At 61.5% G+C, this 23,776-nt stretch carries 19 protein-coding genes and 1 tRNA gene; 10 read left to right on the top strand and 10 right to left on the bottom strand.

The window, feature by feature from the left end; translation table 11 throughout:
* Positions 1 to 167 precede the first annotated feature (167 nt).
* From NKJ11_RS02225 to NKJ11_RS02210, 4 genes are all read right to left on the bottom strand, one after another.
* Positions 168 to 383 (bottom strand): hypothetical protein, encoded by a 216-nt coding sequence (locus NKJ11_RS02225; protein WP_081734726.1) that lies wholly within the window; start codon positions 381 to 383, stop codon positions 168 to 170.
* Positions 384 to 565: 182 nt separating this feature from the next.
* Positions 566 to 934 (bottom strand): VanZ family protein, encoded by a 369-nt coding sequence (locus NKJ11_RS02220; RefSeq protein WP_352792636.1) that lies wholly within the window; start codon positions 932 to 934, stop codon positions 566 to 568.
* A gap of 613 nt (positions 935 to 1,547) precedes the next feature.
* Positions 1,548 to 2,750 (bottom strand): polysialyltransferase family glycosyltransferase, encoded by a 1,203-nt coding sequence (locus NKJ11_RS02215; protein ID WP_280940275.1) that lies wholly within the window; start codon positions 2,748 to 2,750, stop codon positions 1,548 to 1,550.
* 665 nt (positions 2,751 to 3,415) lie between these two features.
* Positions 3,416 to 5,053 (bottom strand): ABC transporter substrate-binding protein, encoded by a 1,638-nt coding sequence (locus NKJ11_RS02210; RefSeq protein WP_023808574.1) that lies wholly within the window; start codon positions 5,051 to 5,053, stop codon positions 3,416 to 3,418.
* Between the two features lie 128 nt (positions 5,054 to 5,181).
* Here NKJ11_RS02210 and NKJ11_RS02205 point away from each other — a divergent pair, with 128 nt between their 5' ends.
* The gene (locus NKJ11_RS02205) at positions 5,182 to 6,081 is read left to right on the top strand and encodes a LysR family transcriptional regulator (RefSeq protein ID WP_352792635.1); all 900 of its coding nucleotides are present in this window, start codon (positions 5,182 to 5,184) and stop codon (positions 6,079 to 6,081) included.
* A gap of 89 nt (positions 6,082 to 6,170) precedes the next feature.
* Here NKJ11_RS02205 and NKJ11_RS02200 read toward each other — a convergent pair whose 3' ends face one another.
* A complete protein-coding gene (locus NKJ11_RS02200) occupies positions 6,171 to 7,043 on the bottom strand; it encodes a phytanoyl-CoA dioxygenase family protein (RefSeq protein ID WP_352792634.1) in 873 nt (290 codons plus the stop codon).
* A gap of 168 nt (positions 7,044 to 7,211) precedes the next feature.
* Positions 7,212 to 9,302: an O-antigen ligase family protein gene (locus NKJ11_RS02195; RefSeq protein ID WP_352792632.1), complete on the bottom strand. Its 2,091-nt coding sequence runs from the start codon at positions 9,300 to 9,302 to the stop codon at positions 7,212 to 7,214.
* A gap of 285 nt (positions 9,303 to 9,587) precedes the next feature.
* Between NKJ11_RS02195 and NKJ11_RS02190 the strand changes: the two genes are divergently transcribed.
* The 6 genes from NKJ11_RS02190 to NKJ11_RS02165 all read left to right on the top strand — a co-directional run bounded on the left by NKJ11_RS02190 (position 9,588) and on the right by NKJ11_RS02165 (position 17,281).
* Entirely contained in the window at positions 9,588 to 12,023 is a 2,436-nt protein-coding gene (locus NKJ11_RS02190) for a hybrid sensor histidine kinase/response regulator (protein WP_352792631.1), read from the top strand.
* Between the two features lie 5 nt (positions 12,024 to 12,028).
* On the top strand, positions 12,029 to 12,406 hold the full coding sequence (locus tag NKJ11_RS02185) for a response regulator (RefSeq protein ID WP_292566459.1): 378 nt from the start codon (positions 12,029 to 12,031) through the stop codon (positions 12,404 to 12,406).
* A 276-nt stretch (positions 12,407 to 12,682) separates the two neighbouring features.
* Complete coding sequence (locus tag NKJ11_RS02180) at positions 12,683 to 13,075, top strand: response regulator transcription factor (protein ID WP_127270163.1); 393 nt, start codon at positions 12,683 to 12,685, stop codon at positions 13,073 to 13,075.
* The gene (locus NKJ11_RS02175) at positions 13,075 to 14,817 is read left to right on the top strand and encodes a YaiO family outer membrane beta-barrel protein (RefSeq protein WP_352792629.1); all 1,743 of its coding nucleotides are present in this window, start codon (positions 13,075 to 13,077) and stop codon (positions 14,815 to 14,817) included. The genes NKJ11_RS02180 and NKJ11_RS02175 overlap by 1 nt, the downstream gene beginning before the upstream one ends.
* Before the next feature lie 2 nt (positions 14,818 to 14,819).
* Positions 14,820 to 15,857 carry a HEAT repeat domain-containing protein gene (locus NKJ11_RS02170; RefSeq protein ID WP_352550791.1) on the top strand — a complete coding sequence of 346 codons (1,038 nt, stop codon included), beginning with the start codon at positions 14,820 to 14,822 and terminating at the stop codon, positions 15,855 to 15,857.
* Entirely contained in the window at positions 15,857 to 17,281 is a 1,425-nt protein-coding gene (locus NKJ11_RS02165) for a glycosyltransferase family 2 protein (RefSeq protein ID WP_127269369.1), read from the top strand. The genes NKJ11_RS02170 and NKJ11_RS02165 overlap by 1 nt, the downstream gene beginning before the upstream one ends.
* Before the next feature lie 15 nt (positions 17,282 to 17,296).
* On the opposite strand, the gene NKJ11_RS02160 is transcribed toward NKJ11_RS02165, so the two are convergent.
* The 3 genes from NKJ11_RS02160 to NKJ11_RS02150 all read right to left on the bottom strand — a co-directional run bounded on the left by NKJ11_RS02160 (position 17,297) and on the right by NKJ11_RS02150 (position 18,309).
* Positions 17,297 to 17,521, bottom strand: a complete 225-nt coding sequence (locus NKJ11_RS02160; RefSeq protein ID WP_352550787.1) for an Hpt domain-containing protein — start codon at positions 17,519 to 17,521, stop codon at positions 17,297 to 17,299.
* A 240-nt stretch (positions 17,522 to 17,761) separates the two neighbouring features.
* Positions 17,762 to 17,836, bottom strand: a tRNA-Gln gene (locus tag NKJ11_RS02155).
* A 128-nt stretch (positions 17,837 to 17,964) separates the two neighbouring features.
* Positions 17,965 to 18,309, bottom strand: a complete 345-nt coding sequence (locus tag NKJ11_RS02150; protein ID WP_127290804.1) for a VOC family protein — start codon at positions 18,307 to 18,309, stop codon at positions 17,965 to 17,967.
* A gap of 223 nt (positions 18,310 to 18,532) precedes the next feature.
* Between NKJ11_RS02150 and ppdK the strand changes: the two genes are divergently transcribed.
* The 3 genes from ppdK (at position 18,533) to NKJ11_RS02135 (ending at position 23,343) form a co-directional block, all read left to right on the top strand.
* Positions 18,533 to 21,211, top strand: a complete 2,679-nt coding sequence (ppdK, locus tag NKJ11_RS02145) for a pyruvate, phosphate dikinase (protein WP_352792627.1) — start codon at positions 18,533 to 18,535, stop codon at positions 21,209 to 21,211.
* A gap of 118 nt (positions 21,212 to 21,329) precedes the next feature.
* On the top strand, positions 21,330 to 22,433 hold the full coding sequence (locus NKJ11_RS02140) for a glycosyltransferase family 9 protein (protein WP_352792626.1): 1,104 nt from the start codon (positions 21,330 to 21,332) through the stop codon (positions 22,431 to 22,433).
* Positions 22,434 to 22,602: 169 nt separating this feature from the next.
* Complete coding sequence (locus NKJ11_RS02135) at positions 22,603 to 23,343, top strand: polysaccharide deacetylase family protein (RefSeq protein ID WP_023808566.1); 741 nt, start codon at positions 22,603 to 22,605, stop codon at positions 23,341 to 23,343.
* A gap of 39 nt (positions 23,344 to 23,382) precedes the next feature.
* On the opposite strand, the gene NKJ11_RS02130 is transcribed toward NKJ11_RS02135, so the two are convergent.
* The gene (locus tag NKJ11_RS02130) at positions 23,383 to 23,772 is read right to left on the bottom strand and encodes a DUF427 domain-containing protein (protein WP_352613244.1); all 390 of its coding nucleotides are present in this window, start codon (positions 23,770 to 23,772) and stop codon (positions 23,383 to 23,385) included.
* Between the last annotated feature and the right edge of the window lie 4 nt (positions 23,773 to 23,776).

Here is a 23,776-nt window from a genome sequence, read left to right as displayed (position 1 = left end):
TTGTGTTTGTGCGAATGCAGTTTGGCCGAAGCCCAGACGAAATAGAGTGATCCCAATTTCAGCACAGGCACCCTGCGATCCCGCTCGCGATCACGCAGTTCGCGGTAGGTCTTCACCTTCAGTGTGCCCCCCGGCAATCTGATTCGCAAAGCCATGATGCATAGAGCTTACGTGCCTTCTCCAGTCGATGGAAGGGTCATTTCAAGCTCCTTGTCAGTATTCGAGCTCTTGGAGGGTCGATCAGGAATTGTACTGGGCCACCAGATGACGAAATATTTGCCACACTGCCAGACCGGGACTTCGCCCTTGTACTCCCGCCGCCGCAGTTCATGACGTTGCTTGACCTTCAACACACCACCCGGAAGCCTGATCTTGATCGTCATCGTCCCTCAATACTGATGGTGCGCTTCCTGGGTGCCGCGCCCGAAGCTTCATCTGTCCGGCCAAGGTAGAAAAATCGCCACTCCCGGATCGGATCGTTGCAATCCGATTTCGCCGAGTCAATGGAGCCGAGGGCGAACTCCTGTGGCTATCGGCGCCGTGCACATAAGGCCTGACAACAGGCTCAACCTCTGCGCCGCAAGATCCAGTTCACACAGATCACGGCCACGAGGCCACATGCGATGCCGGCGCAATCGGCAACCCAGTCGAACACATCCAGATCACGTCGTATCAGCGCCGTGCCCTGGAGGACCTCGATCGCCGCTCCAACCATGGCGAGGAAGACGATCAGCCTTGTCTTGCGATCGGGCCAGCCGAGCCCTCCAAGGAAAGTCATGACGGCAAAGGCGCCGGCGTGGTTCAGCTTGTCGGACCGGAAACCGATATCGATCCCATACTCCTCGAGTCGGGGTATAGGCAGCAATGCAAGGGCAAGAACAGCGATAAGCGTGCCGAAAAAAGCGATCCGTTCGGCGGCTGGATAAAATCTCATTCTGTTCCAATCTGTGCCTGGCCGCCGCAAAGGTCGAATCCGGCTCGGTATTGGCGGTTCAGGCTGAAACTCAGATCGACGGCGTTGTCTTTCAAAGCCGCAATTTTTGCTTGAGCCTCTTTAGCCAGGTTTGTTCCGCTTCATCCTGGCTTTGGTGCACCGGAACATAGCGCGGCCGTATCTTTTTCCTTTGATGTAAAACGGCTTTTCGACTTCTCCAGCCAGATTGACGAAAAGCCGGCATTTGGCTGTGTGCTGGCGGACTGTGACGCCGTGGACCGATTCAATCGAATTGATGAACAACACCAGCAGATTCCTGTCGTACTTGACGGTTTCAACGCACTCCAAGTGGGTGTCGTCGACATAGGCATCATTAAACAGCGCGGCTCTGTCCTCGAGCGTGACATACTTGGATTAAAACGATTGTCGGGTCCCCAGAACGGCGTCGTAGTCTGCCGGTCTCATATAAAACAGGCCAGAAAATAGTTTGTCGCCATTATCGATGTGGCTTGTCCGCACCGAACCAGCATTGGTTACCGCGTGTTCCCGCTGAGCATGGCATCCATCAGGATATCATGGGTGCCATACGTGTCACTAAACCGGACACCCGCCTTCAACAGATACCTGCTTGTGTCTCATTCGAAGATTGGAGCGCTGAAAAAGGCATCGCATGGGTCCTTACCATGTCACTCATTAAAATGTCCGCGCCGGTCATGAGCGGGATCAATGTTTCTGCAAATGTGTATGCTTTGATGCCGTAAAGCCATTTCAGATAAAGAAGGGCGGCTGACGTGCCGGAGACGCAGCAAACGATATTCATCCGGGATACGATAAGCTCTATCGGGTATGTGTGCGGAAGGTTCGCCTCCGTGATCCTGGTGCTGGGGTCGGATGTCATGTTTCCGACCGCATCAAGCAACTCGGGGAAGAAGGGCGCCCTTATTCTAGGATGTTCCTTCCAGACGATATCGTATCCCCTCTCGACGATCTGCTCCGCAATGTGCCGATAGATCGCCGCCTCTTGCGCGTACGACATTATGCCGTTTCGTGACAATGCCTGGCCCAGCAGCAGGATCCGCGGGTTGGTTGACGCACGGCAATCTCCATTGTCGCCGGAAAGCGCATCCCTGCTGACCTCATCTATTAAATCGCGCATCAGTGAAGCGCCGACCTGCGATCTCGGTACATCCGCCAGAGCATATGGAACGGGGATTTCGCTAAGCAAAGAGTAAAAGAGTCTCACCCGTTTCAGGTGGCGTCTTTCTATCTTGTCAGCCATTTTCCTTAAACGGAGCGCCGGTGAAATTGCAGAGAGGCCTGCAATAAAGGCTCCGGTGATGCGCTTTCGAAGCCTGGTGCCTGGCGGCCGTGCCATGGTTGACACTTCAAACGGAAGGTATGATGTCAAGCCATCCTCATACAGAACGATCTTGGCTCTTGGGTATGAGTCCAGCAGTATTTTTTCCGATGGCCGGTTAACGAAGCAGGCCCAGATTTCATCTGCGGAACTCACTTCAAGACCTATCGTGGCTCGGATCTGATGATGGATCCGGAAAATTTGCAGTTGCCCATATTTACGCTCGGATGTCAGAAGGTCGTATGCCCATATGATCCGTTTCCAGGTCCATACTGTAGACGCAAGCTTAGCAAGATCAGTCTTGAAATGCTCGGAAACGCCGGCCGTTTCATAAAGGACAAGATAGTCCTCATGCTCCTGTTGCGGCGGCGAGCTTTCATCCGCTATTGACTGGCGAAGTGAGGCAACCAAGCTGAGCAATTGCCAGGTCCCAAAGACGCAGCATATTCGGACTGGCAATTTAGAATCTCCAAATCGGATGGGAATAACTCCGCTTGTTCCGTCATTTCAACATACCATTGCGTCAAATCCAACAGGCCGTGTGTGGCTCGGGACTGGTTGCGTCCGCTTCACAATACTCGCTCTTGCTTCAGCAAGAAATGTCTTGCCGGGCTTAACGTCCGCGACAGACCGGAGTTCCGCGCAACAACAAGTCGGGCGATTTCCGCTAAACTGCGCGACGGACTCCTGTTAAGATCCGGTATGATCACAAGGAGGAGGCGGCAAGATCGCTCAAGTGACTCGATCCTGCCGCCGCGGGTCTTGTCTTCCGGTTGGCATCCAGGCGTGAATTCTCCCGGTTTTCGGGAAGGTCGTTGTCGGGGAAAGCGGGTTTCGCTGCCGTCAGGCAAAAGTAAGCTCCAGTTGTGAACCGGAGTGTGACGATGACAGACGCAGAAACCAGAATGTTTCGCATGCTTGGTGTGCCGGCTGGTCTGATGTGGCGGCCTGAGGTCCCTGCTGACCTGCCATGGCAGGGCATGTGTGGGCGCATCTGTGCATCGTGTCCGATGCGAAGCCCGCACTGCTCCACGACCGTTCTTGATGGCGGCGCCACGCCGCAACTTTCCCGGTGACCAAGGGTAAAGACGGCGCTGCAGAATGCGCCGCCCTGTCGCCCGCGATCAGGCGGCGAGCCAGGCCCGGGTGAAGTCCTGCTCATAGGCCTGATGCATCTGGTAACCCATCAAGGCAGGTTTCATATGGCAGAACAGCTTTCGCCAGTAGGGCTGAACGATGATGCCGGAATCCTGCAGCATGACCTGCAGTTCCTTCATCACCGCACGGCGCTGCTCCGGATCGGCGATGGCGTTGGCCTTGTGGACCTTGGCATCGAAGTCGGGATCGGCGAACCCTGTCTCGTTCCATGCCGAACCGGTCTGGTAGGCAAGCGCATAGGTCTGGATGCCGAGCGGTCGGGCGTTCCAATTGGTGGTCGCGAAGGGATACTTCGTCCAGTCGTTCCAGAATGCCGATTCCGGGATGACGGTGCGTTTCACCTTGAAGCCGGCTTCGCGCATCTGCTGGGCGACGGCATCGGAGCTTTCCTTGCGGTAATCGGCTTCGACCGAGATCAGATCAAACTCGAAATCGAGCTGGCCGGCTTCCTCGAGCAATGCCCTGGCCCGGACCGGATCACGTTTGATCGGCGGCAGGTCGGCGTGTTCGGGATGCATCGGTCCGACATGATCGTTCTGCGCGACGATACCCATGCCGTCGGCGCCCAGTTGCAGCACCGCTTCGTTGTCGACCGCAAGCTGTATGGCGTTGCGCACGCGCTTGTCGTCATAGGGTTTGGCGTTGACGTTGCAGCGCGAGACCAGGGTGGCGGCAGTGACGATCTCGCTTTTCTTCAGGCCCAGCCTGTCGAGCATGGCGACGTCATAGGACTGCGTCTGGCCATTCAGGTCGATCTCACCGGATTCGAAGGCGGAGACGGTGGCGGCCGAGTCGGTGCCGTAGTCGGTCCAGTCGATGCCGTCGAGGAACACCTCGCCGCCCCACCACGACCCGTCCGGCCGCTTGCGCACCGAGGCAGCAACGCCGACATCGAGTTTTTTAAGTTCGAACGGGCCCGTGGAAACGGGGTTGGCCGACAGTGGCGCAGCCTTCGGATTGAAGGTGTGGTGGACGATCAATGCCGGGTAGTCGGTCATCGCGGGGATGATGGTGATGTCGGGCTGAGACAGTTTCAGGACCACGGTGTGGCCGTCGCGAACCTCGATGGCACCAGTGCGCGCCACCTTGGTGTCGGGATCGATCAGCGCGGTCATGCGCCCGGCCATCGAGTTGCCGGCGGCATCCTTCTCACACCAGCGCGTGATGTTGAAGGCGACATCCGTGGCGGTGAAATCGTCGCCGTTCGACCATTTCACCCCCGGGCGCACCTTGAGCACATATTCCGTGGCGTCCGCATTGATCTCCCAGCTCTGCAGCAGTACCGGCTCGAAGGTGAAATCCGGCTTCCAGCGCACCAGCGGTTCGAGAAACTGCATGGCGATGTTGCCCATCTGCGAAACCTTGAACTTGCGCGGGTCTTCCAACTCCATCACCTGCATGGCAACACGCAGCACGCCGCCCTTCCTGGGTTGGGCGGCTTCCTCGGCCCGCGCCGGGACCGGCTGACCGATGAGCCCATAGGCAATCGCGGTGCTGGCGCCGAAGGCGCTGGCCAGCGCCAGGAACTCGCGGCGGCCAAGCGCGCCGCTCTTCGCGCCTTTCGCAAATGTGCCGATCGCCGGATGAAGAGGTCTGGATGTCATATCGGTTCTCCCATTGTTGATTTTACGCCCAAATTCGGTGGAATGCCCTTGCCGCGTCGTTGCTGGGCGCTGTTTTCTACAGGACGCAGCCGATGGCGGCGGGGCCGCGACGGCGAGGGGAAGGCAAGATGAATCTTCTGACGGCGATGCGGGTGTTCGATCGAGTCTGCCTGCTGGGCAGCCTGTCGGCGGCGGCCCGCGATCTCAACATGTCGACGACGGCGGTCAGCCGCACCATCAAGGAACTGGAAGACGACCTCGGCGTCCGGCTCATCAATCGCACCACAAGGCGTCTTAGCCTCACCGAGGCGGGCCGCGACTATGCTCCGCGTGCGCGCAGCCTGCTCGACGACATTTCCGAACTGCAGGATTCGACGCGCGGCCTGCACAAGGAGACGCGCGGCCTGATCCGGGTTTCCTGCTCCAATGTTCTGGGCCACACGCGCATAACCAAGCTGGTGCCGAAATTCCTCGAAGAAAACCCGCTCACCACGATCGAGTTCGACCTCACCGCGCGTTATGTCGTCGGCATTGTCGAGGAAGGCTACGATGTGGCCATCCGCTTCGGCGGTCAGGCGGATTCCGCCCTGATTGCCCGCCGGCTTGGTGAAGTCCGCAACTATGTCTGCGCCACGCCCGATTATTGGGATGCAAACGGCCGTCCGGTCCACCCGGATGAGCTGGCAAGCCATTCCTGCGTGCTGAGCAATTTCGCCAAGCGCCTTGGCACGTGGCCATTTATCGGACCCGACGGCCCTTTCGATGCGGCTGTCGGCGGGCGCATCTCGACCAACAGCGTCGAGGTCGCCTACCAGATGACCACCGCCGGTTTCGGCATCGGCAACCTGCCCAGCCTGCTGGTCGACGCTGCGATCAGGGACGGCCGGCTGGAAGTGCAACTGGATGAGTTTCGCCCTGGCTCCAGCCCGATCTACGCGCTCTATCCGCACCGCACCTATATTGCGGCCAAGGTGCGCGCGTTCGTCGACTTCCTGATCCGCGAACTGTCGGCCGACTTCACCGCCTGAAATGCTGCGCGATTGCCCATGGCCAACGCCGTCAGGGGCCTGGCGCGAACGCCAGGCCCCCTCTGCCCCCGTCGCCCGACGCGGCAGCGTCATTTCCACCAGGCGGTGGTGTCGTACATCGGCCCCGGCTCCTCGAAGAGCTTTTCGTATTTGCACAGTGCCGGCGTCTTGCCGAGCGGCACCGAAACACCGTCCCTGAACGCCCATTCGCCACGTTGCGTCGTATCGGCCCGCACATAGCTGGACAGCGCAAAGGCCCGGTCGTGCTGCGATTTGTTGGGCGAGGAGCCGTGCACGGTAAGCAGCCCCCATAAAGCAAGGTCGCCCGGCTCCAGCACCAGCGGAACGATGGTCGCCGGGTCGATGCCGACCTTGCGCAACTCTTCTTCGGCGGTCAGGCCCTTCATCAGTTCGCCGGTTCCCTCGTCCGACAGGCCGAGATAGCCGAGCTTGTGGCTGCCGGGCACGACCTGGAGGCAGCCATTGTCCAGCGTCGCCCGATCGACCGCGAGGCCTGTTGTCACGGTGGCGTCGGCGACATTGTCGAAGGCGGCCTGGTTACGGAAGCGCAGATCCTGGTGGAAGCGATAACCCGTGACATTGGCGCCGGGCGGCTTCCAGTGCAGCTGTTGGGCGATCTGCCTTATGTCACGGCCGATCAGGCCCTCGAGCAGCTTCAGATAGTGGGGATTGCGGCGGAATGCTTCGAAATAGGAATTGATCCAGGAAAACCAGTAAGCCTGCAGCACATAGCGTTGGCCAAAGTCCGATTCAGGCAGGATCTGGAAATTCAGGTTGCCGTTCCGGAAGGTGGCGTGATGCTTGAGGCCTTCGGCATAGACCGCATCGGTTTCCTTCTTCAGCCGGATCATCTCGTCGCCGTCGACGAATTGTCGAACGACCGCGTATCCTTCCTCGCGGTACTGCTCCACCGCCTCGCGTGCCTGCCTGTCCGTCAGCATGTCCGTGACAACCCCCGTCTGTGATCTGTGTCGATCGTAACGAAGGGGTTGCCGGCGATAAGCCATGGATTTTGGCATCGACTTTCCCGATTATCGGGAAATTGAGCGGGGCGTCAAAGGTGCATTGGTCGCAATCGGCTGGTCAGATACGTGCTGCGCCGGCAGGCCCTAAAAATAGGTCCGCGGCGCGACAAGGTTCTTCTGCTGGCGAACATAAAAACAGTAGAAGCCGAACGCCGCGGCAAACCACATGAAGGCCTCACCCATGGCCAGCCGGTTGTTGGAATTGGTAAGGATGCTTAGGGCGAAGAAGACCAGTGTGGAGATGTAGCAGGACCATGCGGCCGGAGCGACAAGCTTGGCTCGCATGGCCAGTAGAACCTGCCTGGCCGACCAGGTGTAGAGAAAGGCAAAGAACGCCAGTCCGACCACACCATAGCGCACGGCAATCTCCAGATAACCATTGTGGAAGACGTTGAAGATCATGGGATGATAGGTTCTGTTCTGCCATTCGGTCAGCCAGCTGGAACTGGCTCCGAAGATCGGGTGGCGCTTCCAGATATTGATCGCATCCGCCCACAGCATCAGCCTCTCCTTGGCTGCAAGCGGAACCGCGTCGCTCGCGATGGCGCGGTCGAAGGCGGGGAGGACCCCATGCCTGAACACATCCGGAACCAAGGTTTTGATGAATGCCATGGTATCGTCGGCGGTGGACGAGAAGATGTTGTGTGCTGCGACAATGCCGGTCGCCACGATCACCAGCACGCCACCCGAAACCAACAGTTCGCGGCGATGGCCTCTCGCCAGGGTCATGACCGCCAACAAGAGCAGAGCGAGCGCAAGCGCAAGCCACACGCCCTTTGACCGCATCTCGATGATATTGACGAGGGCAAGCAGCAGGACGGCTGTCGACAGGACCCAATGCAGGTTCTTGGTTGCTTTCCCGAGGTCCGTTCTTTGGGCCGAGTAGGCCATGAATTGCAGCGTGCAGAGGAAGATGAAACCGGCCGCCACCGACGCGTGGATGGGATTGTTGAAAAGCCACGGGGCCGGTTGGATGCCTTGAAACATGTCCGAATAGAAGGTGTCCGCCGCCAGGAAGACGAGACTGAGGATCATGAACCAGAGCACGAGCCGTGCGGGTTGCCTGACAAACAGCAGAAACGCGAAGCCGGTCGTCGCGTAGAACAGCGGAAACATGTAAATGCCTTCGGCGCCACCCAACTGGTGGGTGCCGAAATAGACGATCGCCAGTCGGATGAAGACATAGAGCGACCAGCCCAGACACAGAAAGCCGACCCAACCGATCAGCGGTTTGCTGTAGGTCCACAAATCCACTCTGAACCAGCGGATGACCGCGACCAGGGCCAGCGCCAGGCCCGCATAGCGGTAGGTGTCGGCCTCGCGCCACACCGCGGAGACCAAAGCGAGAATGGCGAGTGCCGCAAGCAACAGAAGCAAGGTGTGGCGCGGCGCGTTGTCCTTGGCATCATCCAGGGCATCTCGCGGCAGAGGGGGCGGCAGCAGGACGTGATGCAGGCGGCGCAGCTCGTCGCTGGCCCGCGACACCCCGGCACGTAGCCGGCTCGGCCCGCCCAGCCTTGCGGATTTGTAGCTTCCCGAGGGGCCGGCTATGCCCGAGATTCCACTGCTGGCGGCGAAGCCAAGCACGTTTTGGCGGACCGAATAGACTTTCAGGCCGGTAGCCCAAAAGCGCTCGAGTGCAACGTCCCATGGCATTTTCATAACGGCGAGCGCCGACAACAGACCCTGCGCGCCCTCCCGCGTCACCAGATAGGCGGCGGCCGAGCCTTGCGGGCCATGCAGCGCACGACCGATCTCGTCGCCTTCCACTGTCTCGACCGCGCGCATGAAGAAGCTCATGCGATGGTTGGTCAGCTTGATGACATCGAAATCCGGCACCGCCGCGATGATGGCCTCGATGCGCCGCATGGTGTTTTCGCTGAAGAGGACGTCGTCCTCGACGATCAGGCCATGGGCGCTGCCACCGGCCAGGAACGTTTCCAGCGCCTGGATATGGCTGCGGTAACAGGCATATTCGCCCGAAAGGATGTCGCGCCCGCTCAGCTTGCGCGCGGCTGGCAGATCGATCTCCGTCCAGTCTTTTTCAGCAAGCGCCCGACCGTCGACGGCGGCAATGCGCTGCAAGGTCAGTCCTGCCGCTTCGGCGCTGGCGAGCAATTCGCTCCAGCGCTGGGTCTCGCGATCGAGGTTGATGGCGAAGATAGGAAGGTTCATTGAAGTTCCATGTTGAGCCGCCACCCACCTGGCCGACCTATGTATGGAAAGAGGAAGATGTTCAAGGCGACACTGTCCAGATCATGTGCAAATGCTGACCCGAATTTGCCGCATGGCGTTGGCTCATCTGATTTTATGACGCAGTCGAATATTAGCTGATCGGCTTCATGGAAGGTACTCTCGGGTCCCATGTGCCCCAAAGGGAATAGAACGGCATGGCCGGGCAGGTTCTTTAGACCTCGGATAGGTTTTGTCGGTATTTATCGGAAAAAAGGAGCCGAAGTCATGACCGACATCTGGCACTCACTCCTCGCCAACCTTGCCCTGGTCTCCATCCTCGTGGTCGCCTGGGACCTTGTGGCGGACTTCACCGGGCGTCTCTCGCGGCGGATGCAGTCGCTGCTTCTCGGCATGGTCATGTGCGTGGGCGCGATCATTTCCATGGCGACTGCCCTGTCCGTCTCCGGCTTCGTCGTCGATCTGCGCGCCGCCTTCATTGCTGCTGCCGCGTTCTTTGGCGGATGGCCGGCAATGCTCATCGCCACGGTCGGCTCCATTGTTTATCGCGTCCATCTCGGCGGGCAGGGTGCGGGTGCTGGTGTCATGGGTATCCTCATTACCGCAATCGTAGGCATTGCGTGGCACCACATCGTCGCGGCCCGATCGCGCACCATGTACGACATATTCGGTCTGGGCGTAACGGTCGCTCTCGCCGGGCTGATCACGCTCCTGGTCATCCCGGCGCAAGCCGTCACGGGCCTTGTGCAGCAGAGCACGTTCCCCTCCCTCGTATTCCGCTTTCTCAGCACAATCATCATCGGCGTCCTGCTCGACCGGCAGCAGCGCCGGCGGGAGCTCTTGATGTCCAACATGACCTACCGGGCCATGGTTCGCGAACTGCCGGATTGCCTGAACATAAAAGATGTCGACGGCCGCTTCATCGCCGCCAACCCCGCCACCGCCGAAATGGTTCGCGCCGCTTCGGTCGACGATCTGATCGGCAAGACGGATTTCGATTTCTACCCCAGGGAGGTGGCCGAACGCTTCCGGCAGGATGAGATGGGCGCGCTGGAGGCCGGGCAGACGTTGCGGATCGACCAGCCCGCGCTTTTCCCCGATGGGCGGCAAGGTTGGCTCTACACGCTCAAGGCCCCTTTTCGCGACGAGGCCGGCAAGATCGTCGGCGTCATCACCTACAATCGCGACATCACCGAGCAGAAGCGCACCGCCCAGCTCAAGAACGATTTCATTTCCACGGTCAGCCACGAATTGCGGACCCCGCTGACCTCCATCCGCGGCTCGCTTGGCCTGATCGCGGCCGGTGTGGCCGGCGAACTGCCGCCCAAGGCCGCCAATCTCGTCAACATCGCGCACACCAACAGCGAAAGGCTGGTTCTTCTCATCAACGACATTCTGGATATGGAGAAGATCGAATCGGGCGTGATCACCTTCAAGATCAAGCAGATGCCTGTCCGTCAGGTCCTGGAGCAGGCCATTGCCGCCAGCTCCAACTACATGGCTGACAGCCGGATCAGGATCGTTCTGATCGACGATGCCCCGCGCGCCGAGGCCAACATCGATCCGGATCGCCTGCATCAGGTGATGGCGAACCTCCTGTCGAATGCGATCAAGTTCTCGCATGCCGACGGTACTGTCACAGTGAAATTCCAGCGTCATGACCACGACATGCTGCGGATTTCCGTGATGGACCAGGGCGCTGGCATCCCGGAGGCTTTCCGCGGCCGTATATTCGGAAAATTCGAGCAGGCCGACGCCTCCAGCACCCGTAAGATAGGCGGCACCGGCCTGGGCTTGAGCATCGTCAAGGCCATTACCGAAAAACTGGGCGCAGCCGTTTCCTTCGAAACCGAGGAAGGCAAGGGAACCTCGTTCCACGTGGACCTTGCAGAAGTACGCAGGCACCACCCAAGGCCGTATCCGCCACCGCACCTGACACGGAAGCCCGATGGCCGCCTACGGGTTCTGATCTGTGAAGACGAGACCGACGTCGCCGCAGTGATTGCGGCACTCTTGGATGCGGAAGGCTTTTCCAGCGACGTCGCACCCGATATCGCCACCGCAAAGGCGCTTCTGCGGTCCCGCGAATACGTGGCCTTGACCCTCGATATCAAGCTGGCGGGGGAATCCGGCATCAAACTCTTCCATGACATTAGGGCATCGCCGGTGAATTCCGACATTTCGGTCATCGTCATCTCCGCCGTTGCCGATGAGGCCAGGCGTTCGCTCAACGGCAGCGCCGTCGGTATCGTCGACTGGCTGGAGAAGCCGGTGGATTCAAAGCGGCTTCACGCCGCCCTTGCCAAGATCCTTGCTGGCAGGACCGAGCAGAGGCCGAAGATTCTCCATGTCGAGGACGATGAGGGCGTGCTTGCGGTGATGTCGGAGGGGTTGGGTTCGGGTGTCTCGATTACTTCGGCGAAGACGCTCAAGGACGCCCGGGAGGCGATCGCGCGGCATCTCTTCGACCTGGTTATCCTGGATATTGCACTCCCCGACGGCTCGGGGTTGGACCTGCTGGCCGATCTGCCGCTCGAGACCGGGGTCATAGTGTTTTCGGCGGCGGAGCTCGATCAGAAACTAGGTGATCGCGTGCAGGCCATCATGACCAAGACCAGGGCGTCGGAAATCGATGTGGCAAAGCTGGTCAGGAGCATGTTGGTTTCGCCCCGCACTCAACCTGCCGCGCACGCCAAGGAGTGACGCTCATGCCCGCAAGGATTCTCTATGTGGATGACGAGGACGATATCCGCGAAATCGCCCAGATGTCGCTGGAGCTCGAGCCGGAATTCGAGGTGCGGTCCTGCCCGTCCGGCATGCAGGCGCTGGTCGATGCCGCCGAATGGCGGCCCGACCTCATTCTGCTCGACGTAATGATGCCGGACATGGATGGGCCGGAGACGCTGAGGCGCCTGGCCGAGTCCGGGCCGACGGCTTCGATACCTGTGGTGTTCATCACCGCGCGCACCCAGACGCATGAAGTCGAACGCTATCTGGCGATGGGGGCGGTAGGGGTGATCGCCAAGCCGTTCGACCCGCTTGCGCTTGCCGGTGAAGTCAAAAGATTGCTTCTATCGCGCGCCTGAGCCGACGTTTGGCGTGGGCACCGAGCGCAGTCTGGCTGCAGACTGTGCGACGCCGTTCACGGCTCCTATACCATGTCGCCTTATTCATCTACTGATTGTGCCGAGGTGCAGGCGTAGCGAATCAGGTTGTCTATAATCGCGCGGCATCGGCGGAGCTAGGCGAGAGATTGAGAAGAATGTGTCTGTCTGCATGAACCGCGTTGGCGGACGTCGGTTCATGGATCAATCACTCCGGGGGGCAAGCGGCAAAACGAGGCGCGAACCGGAGCAAGGCTGGTGAACGGAGCGAAGGCAAGAGTTCTGATTTGCGATGACGATCCCCTCTTGCTCGAACTGATGGAATTCAGGCTCAGGGCAAAGGGATACGAGGTCATCAAGGCCATAGACGGGGCGGAAGCGCTCTTGAAGGCGGAGCATGAGGCGCCGGACATCATCGTGCTCGATGCGATGATGCCCAAGGCCGACGGCCTGGAGGTTCTTGCCCGCATCAAGAGCGACCCGGCTTTGTCGGAAATCCCGGTTGTCATGCTGACCGCCCGCAAGGGCGAAAGGGACATCGTCTCGGCCCTTGAGAAGGGAGCCGACGACTACCTTGTGAAGCCCTTCATTCCCGAGGAGCTCCTGGCCCGGCTTGCGCGCCTGCTGGCGCGCAAGAGCGGCAAACGCTGATGTGGCGTGGCCGTCGCGCTGTCCTTGCGGCATGCGTTTTCCTGGCGGTTGAATCGGCGCCTGCCGCCGCGCTGGCCCAGGCGGTCGATGAACTGTACGCTTCCGGCGTCAAGGCCAGGCAAGCCCAGCATTTCGACGAGGCGGCGGAGCTGTTGCGGCGTGCGCTGGCGCTCAAGCCCGACAATGCCGACGCCCTGGTGCAACTTGGCTTCGCCGAGCTTGGCCGCAACAATCTGCCGGCGGCGCGTGAAGCCTTTTCCAGGGCGCTTGCGCTTGCGCCGACCTATCTGGATGCCAGCTTCGGCATCGCTCAGGTCGAGTTCCGCTCAGGCAATCTGGACGCCGCGCTGCAACTGGCAGAAGAGGTGTCGCGTGCCGAGCGGGGCAATGCCGACGCGGCGACGCTTGTCGCCAACATCCGCAAGGCCCAGCAGGCCGACAGCAGCAAGCAGAAGCCTGCGACCGCGAGGAAGAAGCTGCGCCCGCCGCGGCCGGATCCTGTCGCCGGCCTGATGGAGAAGGGCCAGAGATTGCGGGCGGCGGGACAATTGCCCGAGGCGGAGAACGCCTATCGCCGCGCGCTGCGGCTGGCGCCTAAAAACACCGACATCCTGGTCGCCATGGGTCTCGTGGCGGGCTCCCAACAGAAATTCGACGAGGCCGGGCATTTCTTCGACCAGGCGCTGGCAATCAGGCCCGGCCTTCTCGACGCCCGCCTCGGCAAGGTCCGCCTGGCGATCTGGCAGGGCAACGTGCCGCGCGCCCGCGCAACGGTTGATGACGTGCTTGGCACTGTGCCTGACAATGCCGAGGCGCTCGGCCTCGACGCGCGGATTTCCCTGATCGAGCAGGATTACACGCGGGCCGAGCAATCGTTTCAGCGGGTTCTGGCGATCGATCCTCGCAATGCCGAAGCGCTGGTGGGAATCGGCGATGTGCGCCGCGCCCGTGGCGACGACGACGCCGCGCGCGATGCCTACCGGCAGGCGCTTGCCCTCGAACCCGGCTCGCGCGACATCGAGCAGAGACTAGCTGCGTCACCGCCGCGCAAATGGCGGCTCGATATCGGTAGCGAAGTGAGCGACCTCACCGATGGACTTGGTGATTGGACAGACAGTTCGACCGGCCTTGCCTATCGGCTCACCCCGCAGACGACCATTTCGGGCCGCACCCGGATGGCGACTCGCTACGGTCGCACCGATGTTCAGATTGATGGCCGTATCGACCAGGCCTTTTCGCCCACGGTTTCGGCCTATGTGCTGGCAGCGGCGACGCCGGATGCCGACTTCCTGGCACGATATTCGGTCGGGGCCGGCGCTTCGTGGCGGATCATGGCGCCCGCGAAAGCGCTCGGCCCGTTCTCGCTCAACATCGATGCTCGCTATGACAATTTCGCCACCGCCGAGGTCTCCACAATCTCGCCCTGGGTGCAAGTCTATGTCCTGGACGGCCGGCTGAGGCTTTCGGCACGTTGGGTCCACGCAGCCGACGATATCGGCACGCGCGCCGATGGTTATGTGCTGCGGGCCGATCTTGCAGTTACCCCGAGAGTCAATGTGTTCGGTGGCTATGCGGATGCCCCCGAGATCTCCGACGGCACGCTGGTGCCGACGCGTACCGTCTTTACCGGAATCTCCTGGGACGTCACCGATCCGCTGACGCTGCGCGGCAGCCTCGCCCATGAGCAGCGCCCGACATTCGACCGAACCATATTCGGGCTCGGCCTAACCACGCGGTTCTGATCATGTTGTACATCTGGCACCTATCCATCCTGCTCAGTGCCCTTTCCCTGGCGATCATGCTTCTGCTGATCGCGCGCCGAGTGCTGCACGAGCGCCGGGGGACGGCGAGCGCCGATCAGCGGCGCCTTCTTCTGACGGCGCTGATCGCCTTCACCGAAAATCGGGATCGCGAGGCATTGAAGACGGCGCTGCTCGCGGTGCCGGCGAGGGTGGCGGTCGATGCCGGCTTCGAGTTTATTTCGCTGTTGCGCGGCGAGGAGCACGACGAGCTCCTCTCAGCCTTCAACGAATGTGGCCTGCCGGCGCTTGTCGGCACCCAACTGGAAAAAGGCAACGGCGCCGAACGCATCCACGCGGCCGAGATGCTGGCGGCCCTGCGTTCGGAAAACGCGGTGGCAAGCCTGCTTTCGGCACTCGACCGCGATGGATCACGTGAGGTCAGGATCGCCGTCGCGATCGCGCTCTGCGATCTCGGCGCTTTGCCGCCGCTCGTCATAACGCTGCGCAAGATCGGCGTGGCGGGACAGCGCTCGCGACGCCTGATCGAGCTTTTCAGGCGCTTTCCGCCAAAGCGGTTCGACGAACTCAGGGATTACGCCGGACGTCAGGACGCGGTGCCTTTCATCAGGGCGGCCGCAATCGATGCGCTTGCCCGCAACGGCGGGTTCCGGTTTGGTGAGTTCTTTGCTCGCGCGGCCGGCGATCCGTCATCGGAGGTTGCCGCAGCCGCATTGCGGGCACTCGGCCTGACCGGACATGCCAATGCGCCGGCCATCCTGATCAAGGCGATGGAAAATGGCGGCTGGGATGTACGCGCCGACGCTGCCGATGCGGCGGGCCGCCTCGGCCTGTCTGAACTCGCCCCGCCCCTCGCGCAGCTTATGGACGACGAGGCATGGACTGTGCGCTATGCCGCTGCCAACGCGCTCCGCTCGTTTGGCCAGAAGGGAGAGCAGGTGCTGCGCGAGATCGCCGCCAGCGACGTCTCGCGCAGGCAGCGCACAGCCTCGCTGATCCTTGCCGAGGGGCCAGCCACCTGATGTTCGACTGGAGCCAAGAGATCGTTCTGGGGGCCTCCATCCTGTCCTGGTTCATCATCGGGGCGGGGCTGGCGCAGACGGCGATCTACCTGCTGCAGCTCATCATCGCCGCCTACGCCCTGTCCAAGCGCCCGCCGGTCGCGCGTTCGGCTCTGCTGTGGCACCGCTATGGCGACGTAGCGCCGCCGATCGCGCTGCTGGTGCCCGCCTACAATGAGGAAGTGAACGTGGTCGAGAGCGTGCACTCGATGCTGGCGCTCGAATATCCGAATTTCGAGGTCATCGTCATCAACGACGGCTCGAAGGATCAGACTCTGCAGCGCCTTATCGAAGGCTTCAAGCTGGTGAAATTCCACCGGCCCTATGAGGAGGCCCTGACACACAAGCCGATCCGCGGCCTCTATTCCTCGCCGATGACAGAACGGCTGTTTGTGGTCGACAAGGAAAATGGCGGCAAGGCCGATGCCCAGAATGCCGGCGTCAATGTCTGCCGCGCGCCTCTCTTTTGTGTGATCGACGGCGACTCCATCCTCGAGCCCGATGCACTGATGCGCGCGGCCCAGCCCTTCATCGACGATCCCGAGCGCACCATCGCCGTCGGCGGCACGATCCGCATCGCCAATGGATCGAGGATCGAAGCGGGCAGGGTGCGCGAGATCCGCCTGCCCAGCCGGTTGCTGGCACTGTTCCAAGTGGTCGAATATCTGCGGGCCTTCCTTATGGCACGGCTGGCCTGGAGCCGCATCAACACGTTGATGCTGGTGTCCGGCGCCTTCGGCGTGTTCCGCCGCGCCGAAGTGGTGGCGGTTGGCGGCTTCACCAAGGGGTCGATGGGCGAGGACATGGACCTTGTGATCAAGCTGCATCGCCACATGATGGACACCAAACGCAAATACCGCATCCAGTTCATTCCGGAGCCGGTGTGCTGGACAGAAGCGCCAGAGTCACTGCGCGTTCTAGCCAGGCAACGCACGCGCTGGCAGCGCGGTGCGCTTGAGTGCTTCTTCCGCTACCGCTCCATGCTCTTCAATCCCCGCTATGGGCGGGTCGGCTTCCTCGGCTTTGGCCACATACTGATTGTCGATGTGCTTGGGCCGATATCGGAGGTGCTGGGCTATGTGCTGATCCCAGCCTTTTGGCTACTCGGCATCCTCTCGACCGAATATCTCTTGGCATTCACGTCGCTGGTTTTCACCTACGGCGTTTGCGTGAGCGTGTGTTCGCTGGTTCTCGAAGAAGCCGAGCTTCAGCGTTTTCCGCGCGCGCGGGACCTTGCCGTGCTCACGGCCGTGGCGGTGATCGAGAATTTCGGCTACCGCCAGCTCAACAATTTCTGGCGCGTGAAGGGCTGGTGGCAATATCTGCGCGCCGACCAGAGCTGGGGCGAGATGACCAGGACCGGCCTGACTGGACCGAAGAAGTGAGCCTCTTCGGTTGAGTCACTTCAGCGTCCGCTCGATCTCCGCAATAAGCGCATCGAGCGCAGTATGTGCGACATCCGATCGCTCGATCAGCAGCGTCTCAAGCTCGGACGCTCGCACGCTGATACCCGGAAAGCCGAACGTTCCGGCCCCACCCGCCAGCGAGTGGGCGATCCCGATCAGCGTATCGTCGGAACTGCTGCCGGGCACAGCCCTCCTCTCACGGGCGGCCTTCAACTCCACGAGCCGATCCGCACACCGGGCAAGGAAACGTTGCTGCAAGGAAGCGAAGGGATCGTTTGAGATAGGGCGATGCTCCATTGCGGGACGTCGAGGGTATTCAAGCAGAAAGCGGCGCGGGTTGGAACGGACTGTTTGTCGAGCACGATCTCCTGTCAGAGGAGAACGGCGCCAGGCTGGTCTGCAACGACACCGGCATGCCTGTGCTATGGGCGGCCGCTCCGCCATCACTAGAAAGGTGTTTGGCTGGGGCGCCAGGATTCGAACCTGGGAATGTCGGTACCAAAAACCGATGCCTTACCACTTGGCGACGCCCCAATTGCCGTCAGAGTCGCTTGTGCGGCGCGTTATTAGCAGAGCAGCCAAAAAGCACAATCCTTATGAGTGACGGTTGGAACGCTCGAATTGGGCAGGCAACGCAGCACTGCCAAATGATATGCAGCGGGCTATTCGGACCACACCGCCATCTCGTTTCCGGCTGGATCGACGAAGTGGAAGCGCCGGCCGCCGGGGAACGGGAAGATCGGTTTGACGATCGTGCCGCCGGCGCTTTCGACAGCGTCGAGGGTTTGCTCCAGATCCCTGCTGTAGAGCACGGGCAGCGGCTTTGATGGCGCTTCAGCGGCATCTGCCTGGAAGCCTCCGTCCAGGCCTTCGGCAAAGGCCGAATAGGTCGGCCCATAATCGGTGAACGACCAGGCAAAGGCAGTACTGTAGAAAGCCTTCAGCCGGTCCAGCGTTCCACCGGTCGCGGGCATTTCCAGATAGTCGAGTTTTCCGGGCAGTTTCATGGCGCACCTGTTTGTTCCCTTTATGTTCTACATCAAAAACCTCGGAATGGCAAGTCATTTTGCCGCATCTTCGGACGCGGCTTTTGCTTAATCGATTGTAGAAGGCCGACCGCTTTGCCGGCGCTTGCCTTTCGCACTGCAGCATCATATCGCTCCAAGGACGGACCGGCGGAACTTTCCGTTTCGCCAATCTTTCCAATCTCCTGCAACCGGAGAGCGATGCATGACCAAATGGGTTTTCACCTTTGGCGATGGTGCGGCGGAAGGCCGTGCCAGCGACAAGAATCTCTTGGGCGGCAAGGGCGCCAACCTGGCCGAGATGTGCAGCCTGGGGCTGCCGGTGCCGCCGGGCTTCACCATCACCACGGAGGTCTGCAACGCCTACTACGCCAACGGCCGTATTTATCCGGCCGGGTTGGAAGCCGATGTCGCGGTCGCGCTCGATCACATCGGCCGGCTGACCGGCCGTCGGTTCGGCGACCCGTCGAAACTGCTGCTGGTGTCGGTACGTTCGGGCGCTCGCGCCTCGATGCCCGGCATGATGGACACCGTGCTCAATCTGGGCCTGAACGACGAGACGGTCGAGGCGCTGGCCGCCGATTCCGGCGATGCGCGCTTTGCCTATGACAGCTACCGCCGCTTCATCCAGATGTATTCCGATGTCGTCATGGGCCTCGATCATGAGGTGTTCGAAGAAATCTTGGAAGATCAGAAAGGCGGGCTCGGGCACGAGCTCGACACCGAACTGACGGCGCTCGAATGGCAGGGCGTCATCGCGCTCTACAAGGCCAAGGTCGAGGAAGAGCTCGGCAGGCCTTTTCCGCAGGATCCGCACGAGCAGCTCTGGGGCGCGATATCAGCCGTGTTCTCGAGCTGGATGAACAACCGCGCCATCACCTATCGCCGCCTGCACGACATTCCCGAAAGCTGGGGCACGGCGGTCAACGTCCAGGCCATGGTGTTCGGCAATATGGGCGAAACCTCGGCCACCGGCGTTGCCTTCACGCGCAACCCTTCGACCGGCGAAAAGATGCTCTATGGCGAGTTCCTGGTGAACGCGCAGGGCGAGGACGTCGTCGCCGGCATCCGCACGCCGCAGAACATCACCGAAGCGGCGCGTATCGCAGCCGGCTCGGACAAGCCGTCGCTGCAGAAGCTGATGCCTGACGCGTTCCAGTCCTTTGTCACCATCTCCGACAATCTGGAGAAGCACTACCGCGACATGCAGGATCTCGAATTCACCATCGAGCGCGGCAAATTGTGGATGCTGCAGACCCGCTCCGGCAAGCGCACCGCCAAGGCGGCGCTGAAAATTGCCGTCGAGATGGCGCGGGACGGACTGATCACGAAAGAGGAAGCCGTCGCCCGTATCGACCCGGCCTCGCTCGACCAGTTGCTGCATCCGACCATCGACCCCAAAGCCGCGCGCGATGTCATTGGCATTGGCCTGCCGGCGTCGCCCGGTGCCGCCACCGGCGAGATCGTCTTTTCCTCCGGTGACGCCGAGGAATTGAAGACGCAAGGCCGCAAGGCGATCCTGGTGCGCATCGAAACCAGTCCCGAAGACATCCACGGCATGCATGCGGCGGAAGGCATCCTGACCACGCGCGGCGGCATGACCAGCCACGCCGCGGTGGTGGCGCGCGGCATGGGCAAGCCTTGTGTCTCGGGTGCCGGCTCGCTGCGTGTCGACTACAAGGCCGGCACGCTGATGGCGATGGGCTCGACCTTCCGCAAGGGTGATATCATCACCATCGATGGCAGCAACGGCCAGGTGCTGAAGGGCGCCGTGTCGATGTTGCAGCCGGAACTTTCCGGCGATTTCGCCGCCATCATGGAATGGGCCGACGCCGTGCGTCGCATGAAGGTGCGCACCAATGCCGAAACGCCGCTCGACGCGCGCATGGCGCGTTCCTTCGGCGCTGAAGGCATCGGCCTTTGCCGCACCGAGCACATGTTCTTCGACGGCGAGCGCATCGTCGCCATGCGCGAGATGATCCTGGCCGACACCGAAAAGGACAGGCGCGCCGCACTTGCCAAGCTTCTGCCCATGCAGCGCTCGGACTTCCTCGAACTGTTCGAGATCATGGCCGGCCTGCCGGTGACGATCCGCCTGCTCGATCCGCCGTTGCACGAATTCCTGCCGAAGACCGAGGAGGAGGTGGCCGAGGTCGCCGCCGCCATGAAGGTGTCGCCGGACAAGCTCAGGCAGCGCACCGAGGCGCTGCACGAGTTCAACCCGATGCTCGGCCATCGTGGTTGTCGACTTGCCGTCTCCTATCCCGAGATCGCCGAGATGCAGGCGCGCGCCATTTTCGAGGCGGCCGTGGAGGCCGGCAGGAAGGCCGGCGCCCTGGTGGTCCCCGAGATCATGGTGCCGCTCGTCGGCCTGGTGAAGGAGCTCGATTACGTCAAGGCGCGCATCGATGCGGTTGCCAAGAGCGTCATGGAGGAAACCGGCGTCAAGATCGATTACCTCACGGGAACCATGATTGAGCTCCCCCGCGCCGCGATCCGTGCCCATGTCATTGCAGAGTCGGCCGAATTCTTCTCCTTCGGCACAAATGACCTGACCCAGACGACCTTCGGCATCTCGCGCGACGATGCGGCCTCGTTCCTGGAAACCTACCGCCAGAAGGGCCTTATCGATCAGGACCCGTTCGTCTCGCTCGACATCGACGGCGTCGGCGAACTGGTGCGCATGGCCGCGCAAAAGGGCAAGGCGACGCGGCCCGACATCAAGCTCGGCATCTGCGGCGAACATGGCGGCGATCCGGCCTCGATCCGCTTTTGCGAAGAGGTCGGCCTCGACTACGTGTCCTGTTCGCCCTATCGCGTGCCGATCGCCAGGCTGGCGGCCGCGCAGGCAGCGGTGCTGGTTGCGAAGGCAGGCCGAGGATAGGATCCATCCAGCTTACCGTTTTGTAAGGCAATTCACGCGAACGTGCTGGCGGCGTCGCGTAATCTCGACATTGTTCCTGCCCAATTTGCGGCCATCCGCAAATTGCTCCCGGAAACAGATGCTGCAGATTTCTCCCGCGCCGTTCCGCTCGATCCTGGTCATCCAAACCAAGTTCATAGGCGATCTCGTCCTCGCCTCGGCGCTCGCCAAAAACCTGCGGCTCGAATTCCCCGGCGCCAGCATCGTCTTTCTGTGCGAGGCCCGCTTTGAGAGCTTCGTCATGGCCCATGGTATCGCTTCCGAGGTGGTCGCATTCAGGCGCGACCGCATGCGCGGAACGCCCTTGGAGCGCGGGAAGGAGCTCTACGCCATGGTGCGGGCGTTACGCCGCTTCCGTTTCGACCTGACCATCGACCTGACCGACTCGAAGACGTCGCGCATCGTAACCGGGCTCGTCAAGGCAAAGACCCGTGTCGGTTACAGTCCTCCCGAAAGACCCTTGCGTATGCTGGAGCGGCAGCCCGCCAACGTCTTTGCCAAGCCCTACGGCTTTGATGGTCAGCATTTCCTGTACCGCTACCTCTCGCCGCTCGAAGCGCTCGGCATCGAACTTCGCACGGTGATTCCGAACCTTCAGCCGCTGCCATCGGAGACGGCGAAAGCATTGGCGCTGCTGGGTAAGCACCATCTGCGGCCAAACGCATTCATCGCCGTGCATGCGGGTGCAAGCTTCGAGGGCCGACGTTGGCAGCCGGAGCGGTTTGCAGCAGTGATCGTCGAGATTGCCGGCGAGACCAGCCTGGATGTCGTCTTGGTGGGCGGCCCGGACGAGCGCGAGATCGCCGAACGTATCGTCGCCAGAACCGCGCCCTCGGTCGTCAATCTCGTCGGTGACCTGTCGCTTGAAAGCCTGCTGGCGTTGCTGAAACAGGCTCGGCTGTTTCTCGGCAATGAGAGCGGCCCGATGCACATGGCCGCAGCCACCGGAACCCCGGTTGTCGGATTGTTCGGTCTGACGGAGCCGTCGCGCTGGGGTCCCGTCGGCGTGCCCAGCATCTCGCTCCAGCCGCCGATGCCTTGCGCCTGCATGGCCGAAAACCTCTGCCGCGCGCCGGATCCGAGCAAAGCATGCTGCGTCTGGGGCCTGGAGGTCAAGCCTGTGGTCGATGCGGTGCGCGAGGTTCTTTCGCGCACCGAAATGAAACTGGAACACGCCATCTGAGATCATGCGCCGCATGCACGACCGCTCTCGACGCGGTGGAATGACCTGTCGCCCACAGGAACGGTCACATTGTCGCGGAGCGCTTTTCAGCTATGCACCATCCCGATTTCCGCCTTCATGCGGGTCGTTGGGATGCCTGCTTGAAATGACGGGTCCGGGAATCGGTTTGATGCGCCTGCTGCAAAAAAATCTCTGCATGATCGCCCTGTCGTGGGCGATGGCATCCGCCAGCCATGCCGCGCCGCTCGTCGAGCCGACGCTGCACATCAAGTCGCAGGCGAGCGGAGCCGGCCGTGTGGCGCTTACGCTCGACGCGTGCGGTGGACAGACCGACAACCGGATACTTTCGGCGCTGGTGGACAACAAGATTCCCGCCACCATTTTCGTGACCGGCATCTGGCTGAGGCGAAACGCCGCCGCCGTCGAAATCATGCGGGCGCATCCCGATCTGTTCGAACTGGAAAATCATGGCGGCCACCACATTCCGGCGGTCGACACGCCGCGGAAAATCTATGGCATCCGCAGTGCCGGCAGCCCGGACGCGGTGCTGGCCGAGGTCGAATCGGGAGCCGCCGCTCTTGCCGGGACCGGCGAGCCGGCACCGAAATGGTTCCGTGGCGCAACCGCCGAATACAGCCCGTCGGCAATCGCCATGATCCGCAAGCTTGGCTTCAAGGTCGCGGGTTTCTCGATAAACGGCGACGGTGGCTCTTTGCTCGGCGCCAAGGAGACCGCCCGGCGCATCGCGGCGGCCAAGGATGGCGACGTCATCATCTCGCACATCAACCAGCCGACCCATGCGGCCGGCGAAGGCGTGGTGCAGGGGCTGCTGGCGCTCAAGGCCAAGGGCTTGACCTTTGTGCGGCTCGACGATGCCGAAGGCATCGGCAACAACGGCACGACGGAGTGAGTGGCCAGCCGAGCGGATCTCGATGCCTTCGGCGTCGGCTCAGTCCGGTTTGGCTTCGATCGTGACCTTGCTGGCATAGAATGCGCCGTGGTTGCGGATCTCAGCCATCTCGTCGAAAGGCCGCTCACAGGCCCACATGGCGTTCTGGCCGGTCTCCCCGGCAGGCAGCACGCTCCAATAGCTTGCATCGCCCTTGTAGGGGCAATGGGTCGAGTGGTCGGTGCGGCCGAGCTTGCCGAAATCGATGTCGGCGAACGGAATGTAGAACGCCGCCGGATAGGGGGCCTCGGTCAGCACCTTGGCCTTCGCTGTTGAAGCGATGACCATGTCTCCGGCACGCACGGTAACGGTGCCGGCATAGGACTCGATGGTGATGATTTTGTCTGGGTTGCGTTGGAAACCGGGTGCGGGGTTGGCGATCTGATCCATGCGG

The sequence above is a fragment of the Mesorhizobium sp. M0243 genome (assembly GCF_040321775.1).
In the GTDB taxonomy this organism is placed as follows: Bacteria; Pseudomonadota; Alphaproteobacteria; order Rhizobiales; family Rhizobiaceae; genus Mesorhizobium.
The sequence above is the reverse complement of the archived record's forward strand: the minus strand, read 5'-3'. Positions and strand labels throughout refer to the sequence as shown.

Excerpts from the sequence above, each read along its gene's own strand:
- NKJ11_RS02195 (WP_352792632.1), bottom strand. The coding sequence starts at position 9,302 with ATGAACCTTCCTATCTTCGCCATCAACCTCGATCGCGAGACCCAGCGC.
- NKJ11_RS02225 (WP_081734726.1), bottom strand. The coding sequence starts at position 383 with ATGACGATCAAGATCAGGCTTCCGGGTGGTGTGTTGAAGGTCAAGCAA.
- NKJ11_RS02150 (WP_127290804.1), bottom strand. The coding sequence starts at position 18,309 with ATGAAACTGCCCGGAAAACTCGACTATCTGGAAATGCCCGCGACCGGT.
- NKJ11_RS02205 (WP_352792635.1), top strand. The coding sequence starts at position 5,182 with ATGAATCTTCTGACGGCGATGCGGGTGTTCGATCGAGTCTGCCTGCTG.
- NKJ11_RS02140 (WP_352792626.1), top strand. The coding sequence starts at position 21,330 with ATGCTGCAGATTTCTCCCGCGCCGTTCCGCTCGATCCTGGTCATCCAA.
- NKJ11_RS02200 (WP_352792634.1), bottom strand. The coding sequence starts at position 7,043 with ATGCTGACGGACAGGCAGGCACGCGAGGCGGTGGAGCAGTACCGCGAG.
- NKJ11_RS02130 (WP_352613244.1), bottom strand. The coding sequence starts at position 23,772 with ATGGATCAGATCGCCAACCCCGCACCCGGTTTCCAACGCAACCCAGAC.
- NKJ11_RS02185 (WP_292566459.1), top strand. The coding sequence starts at position 12,029 with ATGCCCGCAAGGATTCTCTATGTGGATGACGAGGACGATATCCGCGAA.
- NKJ11_RS02210 (WP_023808574.1), bottom strand. The coding sequence starts at position 5,053 with ATGACATCCAGACCTCTTCATCCGGCGATCGGCACATTTGCGAAAGGC.
- NKJ11_RS02165 (WP_127269369.1), top strand. The coding sequence starts at position 15,857 with ATGTTCGACTGGAGCCAAGAGATCGTTCTGGGGGCCTCCATCCTGTCC.
- NKJ11_RS02135 (WP_023808566.1), top strand. The coding sequence starts at position 22,603 with ATGCGCCTGCTGCAAAAAAATCTCTGCATGATCGCCCTGTCGTGGGCG.
- NKJ11_RS02190 (WP_352792631.1), top strand. The coding sequence starts at position 9,588 with ATGACCGACATCTGGCACTCACTCCTCGCCAACCTTGCCCTGGTCTCC.
- NKJ11_RS02220 (WP_352792636.1), bottom strand. The coding sequence starts at position 934 with ATGAGATTTTATCCAGCCGCCGAACGGATCGCTTTTTTCGGCACGCTT.
- NKJ11_RS02170 (WP_352550791.1), top strand. The coding sequence starts at position 14,820 with ATGTTGTACATCTGGCACCTATCCATCCTGCTCAGTGCCCTTTCCCTG.
- ppdK (WP_352792627.1), top strand. The coding sequence starts at position 18,533 with ATGACCAAATGGGTTTTCACCTTTGGCGATGGTGCGGCGGAAGGCCGT.
- NKJ11_RS02175 (WP_352792629.1), top strand. The coding sequence starts at position 13,075 with ATGTGGCGTGGCCGTCGCGCTGTCCTTGCGGCATGCGTTTTCCTGGCG.